Origin of the sequence: Acinetobacter sp. AOR12_HL (assembly GCF_027855275.1) — a bacterium.
Classification (GTDB): Bacteria; Pseudomonadota; Gammaproteobacteria; order Pseudomonadales; family Moraxellaceae; genus Acinetobacter; species Acinetobacter baumannii.
This window is the reverse complement of the sequence record NZ_JAKTIJ010000019.1, coordinates 1-6428: the sequence shown is the minus strand read 5'-3', so window position 1 is coordinate 6428 and position 6428 is coordinate 1. Positions and strand designations below refer to the sequence as shown.

Annotated in this window: 4 protein-coding genes and 5 pseudogenes; 5 read left to right on the top strand and 4 right to left on the bottom strand. The window is 36.9% G+C overall.

Annotated features, from left to right (window positions below; translation table 11 throughout):
* Positions 1–76: 76 nt before the first annotated feature.
* Together MKL36_RS08500 and MKL36_RS08495 are read left to right on the top strand one after the other, a co-directional pair.
* A protein-coding gene (locus tag MKL36_RS08500) for an IS3 family transposase (RefSeq protein ID WP_085944219.1) occupies positions 77–1221 on the top strand; the annotation gives its coding sequence in 2 pieces (ribosomal slippage) (positions 77–341 and positions 341–1221; 1146 coding nt in all).
* A 301-nt stretch (positions 1222–1522) separates the two neighbouring features.
* Complete coding sequence (locus MKL36_RS08495) at positions 1523–1744, top strand: helix-turn-helix domain-containing protein (protein ID WP_000627021.1); 222 nt, start codon at positions 1523–1525, stop codon at positions 1742–1744.
* 520 nt (positions 1745–2264) lie between these two features.
* Here the strand turns inward: MKL36_RS08495 and MKL36_RS08490 are convergent.
* Both MKL36_RS08490 and MKL36_RS08485 read right to left on the bottom strand, forming a co-directional pair.
* Positions 2265–2441 (bottom strand): annotated as a pseudogene (locus tag MKL36_RS08490) (IS5/IS1182 family transposase); the annotation flags it as partial.
* 1 nt (position 2442) lies between these two features.
* Positions 2443–2859 (bottom strand): annotated as a pseudogene (locus tag MKL36_RS08485) (helix-turn-helix domain-containing protein); the annotation flags it as partial.
* A gap of 188 nt (positions 2860–3047) precedes the next feature.
* Here MKL36_RS08485 and MKL36_RS08480 point away from each other — a divergent pair.
* Both MKL36_RS08480 and MKL36_RS08475 read left to right on the top strand, forming a co-directional pair.
* Positions 3048–3291: pseudogene (locus tag MKL36_RS08480) on the top strand (hypothetical protein); the annotation flags it as partial.
* Between the two features lie 288 nt (positions 3292–3579).
* A pseudogene (locus tag MKL36_RS08475) lies at positions 3580–3740 on the top strand (helix-turn-helix domain-containing protein).
* Between the two features lie 12 nt (positions 3741–3752).
* Here the strand turns inward: MKL36_RS08475 and MKL36_RS08470 are convergent.
* On the bottom strand, positions 3753–4295 hold the full coding sequence (locus tag MKL36_RS08470) for a hypothetical protein (RefSeq protein WP_021510876.1): 543 nt from the start codon (positions 4293–4295) through the stop codon (positions 3753–3755).
* A 122-nt stretch (positions 4296–4417) separates the two neighbouring features.
* Here MKL36_RS08470 and MKL36_RS08465 point away from each other — a divergent pair.
* Positions 4418–5146, top strand: a pseudogene (locus MKL36_RS08465) (type I restriction-modification system subunit M); the annotation flags it as partial.
* A 61-nt stretch (positions 5147–5207) separates the two neighbouring features.
* Here the strand turns inward: MKL36_RS08465 and MKL36_RS08460 are convergent.
* Positions 5208–6352 (bottom strand): IS3 family transposase gene (locus MKL36_RS08460; protein ID WP_085944219.1). Its coding sequence is split into 2 segments (ribosomal slippage): positions 5208–6088 and positions 6088–6352, totalling 1146 coding nucleotides; the frame shifts between segments, so codons are not numbered across the junction.
* Positions 6353–6428: the final 76 nt, after the last annotated feature.

Sequence of the window (6428 nt, the reverse complement as noted above, 5' to 3'; positions counted from 1 at the left end):
AGAGGTGGATCAGGAAATTTGAACAACACTTATAAGTGATATTTTGCTCCCCAAATGATGTTATAAACATCAATATATGGAGTATTTTATGGCACGTAGACCAAGAAGAAATCATTCAAATGATTTTAAAGCTAAGGTAGCACTTGCTGCGATTAAAGCAGAAAAAACACTTGCTGAATTGAGTGCTGAATTTGATGTTCATCAAAACCAAATTATCGACTGGAAAAATCAACTGATTTCAGCTTCCTCGCAAGCTTTCGATCAATCAAAAGCTCCAACAGAACCACCCATCGATCTAAAAAAACTACATGCAAAAATCGGTGAGCAGGCATTAGAAATTGATTTTTTAGAAGGTGTGTTGAAGAAACTGGGCCGCTTCAACCACAAAAGTTAATCGATGACTCACTTCAGATTTCAGTATCTAAGCAAGCTCAGCTGCTGAAAGTCTCCCGTGGTTGTTATTACTATCGCCCAAAACCTGTGAGTGCATCAGATCTGAAGCTGATGCGGTGTATGGATGAGTTACATATGCAATACCCTTTTGCAGGTAGCCGTATGATGCGTGATTTGTTGAATCGTCAAGGACATCATATAGGACGACGTCATACACGTACTTTAATGAAGAAAATGGGCATTAATGCGTTATATTGCAAACCAAATTTAAGCCAGGCTAATCAAGCTCACCGCAAATATCCATATCTGCTCAAAGGATTGGCTATTCAGCGCAGTAATCAAGTGTGGTCTACGGATATAACGTATATCCCTATGGCAAAAGGCTTTGTTTATTTATGTGCTGTGATTGATTGGCATAGCCGCAAGGTACTTGCGCATAGAGTATCGATTAGTATGGAGGTTACATTTTGCATAGAAACATTAAATGAAGCTATTGAAAAATATGGTCGACCTGAAATATTTAATACAGACCAAGGCAGTCAGTTTACCAGTGATGCATTTATTGATGTATTGAAATCAAATGACATCCAAATCAGCATGGATGGTAAAGGTCGATGGGTTGATAATGTGATGGTTGAACGATTATGGCGGAGCGTTAAATATGAAGAGGTGTATCTCAAAGCCTACAGCAATGTTTTGGATGCGAAGAAGCAATTAAACGCATATTTTGAATTTTATAATTTGAAACGACCTCATTCGAGTCTGGACAAAATGACTCCAGATGAGTTTTACTATGACCAGCTACCACAACAAAATAAGGTAGCTTAACTAGAGCAGAGTATCACTTATAAATAAGCTTTTAGTTGTTCAAACATGTGGGACCACCTCTTAAGTCACGAGCTTGCTGGCTGATTAATAACTCATTTGTTAACACGGCGGTTATCTCCACAAAAAAAATCTAATGCAGGTTCAATCCTTATATTTAAAAAGTTATAATTTAATTGAAATGGATAAAATATACTTTCTATAAGTTGTAATAACCTGCTGTAGGTTAATTTTAGCAAAGTATTACTCAGGCAACAACTTTAAATAACCCACAGCAAGTTATTTTTTGTAAATTAATTTAAATATGATTACTTGTAAGTTATCTAGCCTCATGGGCGATAGAAAAATTTTAAAATTAAGTGAAGTGGTGCATGCGACAGGAATCAATCGTAATACGCTGACAAGTATGTATTATGACCGTGCTATACGTATCGAATTGCCAGTCGCTGATAAGTTATGTAAATACTTTAACTGTACGATGAATGATTTGTTTGAGTTTAAGGAAGAAGTTGAAGAAAAAGATTAACCAATACTTCTTTTGATAAGTTTTCTCTACAGGTCTAATACTGAACTTTATAAAATTTCATCGAAAACAGAGATTTACTTTATTATTTATATAAAAGAATCAATCGAATGATAGAGGTTTTTTTCTTATAACTTAATCAAAAAAAGGGCTAATGACCCACAATAGCGGTAACTATTGTGGGTTTGTTCCATGTAATGCAAATTGCAGTACAAGGAATTTAAAATGACTTCACTGCTGATCTTACGTTGCCCTTGTACTTATTGCAAGATTTTTAGTCTTTTTACATGATTTTTCATTTAACCATTTAAATTTCTTCTTTTTATCATTTTGATAATTTTAAGTACCCGATCTTGACGTCATAGTGTTTGAGATCGAACGTTCGATAGATGTCCGCAATCCCTCGAATAGCTGAACCTCATTTGAGGTTCGCAGAGAGTCCAATATATTTTAGCTCAAGGACTCTATGATTGCTTTGGGATTTCAAGATTTAAAAGTTAAGACTTCTCATATCTACTCAAATTTAAGTGACAACTCGGGTATGTGGTCTGCCTAAGTCCGTAAATTTATTTAATACTACCATACGTGCATGAATCTCATTGACTTGGCTTTGAAAATATCTCGCACTGAGTTTATCCCCCAATAATTTGATGCAATGTATCTTGGTTTCAACCAAACTTCGCCGATGATAGCCTGGCCAGGATCAGTTCACCATAACAATCTCGGTTATATCGAGGCTGATAGGGTCGTTTCAGGCGTTTAGAGCGAGGAATCCACAAATTGGCTGCAATCATCCAGGAACGCAATGTTTCCACGGAAATATCAAAGCCATGAATGCTGGTCAACTTTTCATGGGCTAAGGTGGGTCCGAAACCATGAAATTGATTAGAGACAATATTGAGGCACTTCAGTCTAAGTTCTTCAGGAATCTTAGAGTTGCTGGTTTGGCCACGTGCCGCATGGGCTAACGCAGCTGGACCTTGAGCTTTGTATTTTTGCAATAAGCGTCTGATTTGACGCTCTGAAATATGAAGTAGCTGAGCAGCCTGAGACTGGCTAATGCGTTGATCACAAATTTCTTGCAAGACCGACAATCGTTTAAGTTCTTTATCCGACATAGACACCAACATATCAAACAGTCCACTTCGATAATCGCAAAAGTGCATATTCTAAAAGCGGACATTTTTACTTTGGAGAAACCGGACATTTCTATTTTGGAGTTACATGTTCATTTCGTATAATCTTGATTATGTTAAATAAGATATCTGAGACTGTGACCTACACAACACTGTTTGTTGCCACAGCTCAAGGGCGAAAACTATTGTTCTTAAAATTAGACTTAAAAAATCAAAAATTTTTTTTCCTATCTCATCGATATACATAAAAATAAAAATCATGAGGCATTTTGTGCTTTTCTTATCTTTACACAGCAGAAGTTAACAAGCGCACAAATTAAAAAAATCTGTATTGAACTAGAAAATGCCAAGAGAATAAAAAAATGGGCACTCTGCTGTGATAGTTTCATTAATTGCATATTCCTGCATAAACATACCAGTCAATCCTGTTCGTACCATACCAGTCATTCCTATTCGTGCTATACCACAGCAATCAAAATAATAAAGGATAGAACTGATTTAAAGCTAAACACTAATATTGACTATAGTAATCCGAATATCTATTCAAAAGCCTGGACTTCACAAATAGATCAGACATACCAGAGTGAAGTAGCATAAAAAATAATTTACAGGCTCTAAAGTTCATTCAATCTATGATAGGTTTCATAATCTAACGCTCCTATCTCTGTTGTACCTAGCTTAGGATATCTTCAATGAACTGAATTGAAAATCACTCAAGAATCTCTTGCACTTCAATGTGGAATTGATCGGAGCTATATGGGGCGTATTGTATTGAACGTGGTGAGGTCAACAATCTCACTGTCGAAAAACTCTATGAAATCGCTCTAGCTCTGGAATCGAGCCCTAAAGAGTTACTCCCTTAAAAAGCATTTCTTTCACTTTCTTTTTCCAGTGCCATAGCCACCATAAACACGTTGTCCTCCAATATACATTGAGGATGCCCCATCTATAAGGTCTAAAGAGTCCCGAGATTCTCTAATAACATTCATTTTTTTATTACTTAATGTTTTGCTTTTTGGATCAATTTTATTAGTTCCTTTCCCTTTTATCGTTGGTAAAGAGCCTTTATATGATTTTATAAACTCCCCAAATAACTGATAGTTCTCATCATTTATGGTATTCTCGGGATTCTTCTTAATTTTTCTATCGACAATACTTAAGCTTGTATTTGTACGATACTCAAACCATCTAACGGCTTTTAAGTAATCAATTGAACCAAATTCAAATAATGAAAGTATTTGCTGTATGTAGGTACTATCACTATGAAATTTGTAGTGATGAGCTGCACCTACCGCAATCTGATGCGCTAATGTTGAATTTATAAATTTTCGGGTATCAAAGAAACTAGACAATTCGGATTGTTTTATTGCATGTACATTTGCTAAAAGCTTTCGATTCTTCTCATTAAATTTAGTCATAGAGTAGTACCAGATTTAAAGTGTTTTAATTTTATGACCTATACTGGTCTTTAATGTGATCATATAGCTTTTACTTTTGAAATCAAAGAGAATAGAGCCAAAGAAATTTGAGAGTCATCTACGTGATTACAGGCGAAATTAAAAGTAAAATTGACCAGATTTGGAACGCATTTTGGAGTGGTGGTATTTCTAATCCTTTAGAAGTCATGGAGCAAATGACTTATTTGCTATTTATTCGCCGACTCGATGAAATTCAGATCACCAAAGAAAAGAAAGCCAACCGTTTAAAGAAGCCAGTAGAACATCCAATTTTCACCGCAGAGCAAGATCATCTCCGTTGGTCAAAGTTCATTACTTTGGGTGATGCCGCAACGCTATATAACACCGTTGCCAATGAAGTCTTTCCCTTCATTAAAAACTTAGGTGCTGAAGACGAAACCACCTATAGCCATCACATGAAAGATGCACGTTTTACCATTCCTACGCCTGCGCTTTTAACCAAGGTGGTGGATTTGGTTGCCGATGTGCCAATGGACGATAAAGACACCAAGGGCGATATTTACGAATACATGCTTGGTAAGATCGCTTCAGCAGGTCAAAACGGTCAGTTCCGTACTCCTCGCCATATCATCAAGATGATTGTGGAGCTGATGCAACCAAAACCCACAGATACCATTTGTGACCCTGCGTGTGGTACAGCGGGCTTCCTTGTCGCTGCAAGTGAATATTTAAACGATCATCACAGCACTGAGATTTTTGCCAATCCTGAAGCTGCAAAGCGTTTTAGCTCCGACACCTTCTTTGGATATGACTTTGACAGCACCATGCTTCGTATTGGTTCAATGAACATGAGAGGTGGTCCCACATGTTTGAACAACTAAAAGCTTATTTATAAGTGATACTCTGCTCTAGTTAAGCTACCTTATTTTGTTGTGGTAGCTGGTCATAGTAAAACTCATCTGGAGTCATTTTGTCCAGACTCGAATGAGGTCGTTTCAAATTATAAAATTCAAAATATGCGTTTAATTGCTTCTTCGCATCCAAAACATTGCTGTAGGCTTTGAGATACACCTCTTCATATTTAACGCTCCGCCATAATCGTTCAACCATCACATTATCAACCCATCGACCTTTACCATCCATGCTGATTTGGATGTCATTTGATTTCAATACATCAATAAATGCATCACTGGTAAACTGACTGCCTTGGTCTGTATTAAATATTTCAGGTCGACCATATTTTTCAATAGCTTCATTTAATGTTTCTATGCAAAATGTAACCTCCATACTAATCGATACTCTATGCGCAAGTACCTTGCGGCTATGCCAATCAATCACAGCACATAAATAAACAAAGCCTTTTGCCATAGGGATATACGTTATATCCGTAGACCACACTTGATTACTGCGCTGAATAGCCAATCCTTTGAGCAGATATGGATATTTGCGGTGAGCTTGATTAGCCTGGCTTAAATTTGGTTTGCAATATAACGCATTAATGCCCATTTTCTTCATTAAAGTACGTGTATGACGTCGTCCTATATGATGTCCTTGACGATTCAACAAATCACGCATCATACGGCTACCTGCAAAAGGGTATTGCATATGTAACTCATCCATACACCGCATCAGCTTCAGATCTGATGCACTCACAGGTTTTGGGCGATAGTAATAACAACCACGGGAGACTTTCAGCAGCTGAGCTTGCTTAGATACTGAAATCTGAAGTGAGTCATCGATTAACTTTTGTGGTTGAAGCGGCCCAGTTTCTTCAACACACCTTCTAAAAAATCAATTTCTAATGCCTGCTCACCGATTTTTGCATGTAGTTTTTTTAGATCGATGGGTGGTTCTGTTGGAGCTTTTGATTGATCGAAAGCTTGCGAGGAAGCTGAAATCAGTTGATTTTTCCAGTCGATAATTTGGTTTTGATGAACATCAAATTCAGCACTCAATTCAGCAAGTGTTTTTTCTGCTTTAATCGCAGCAAGTGCTACCTTAGCTTTAAAATCATTTGAATGATTTCTTCTTGGTCTACGTGCCATAAAATACTCCATATATTGATGTTTATAACATCATTTGGGGAGCAAAATATCACTTATAAGTGTTGTTCAAATTTCCTGATCCACCTCT

What these genes read in the sequence shown, in the direction of transcription:
- MKL36_RS08470 (WP_021510876.1), bottom strand. Translation starts at nt 4,295, where the DNA reads ATGACTAAATTTAATGAGAAGAATCGAAAGCTTTTAGCAAATGTACAT.
- MKL36_RS08495 (WP_000627021.1), top strand. Translation starts at nt 1,523, where the DNA reads ATGATTACTTGTAAGTTATCTAGCCTCATGGGCGATAGAAAAATTTTA.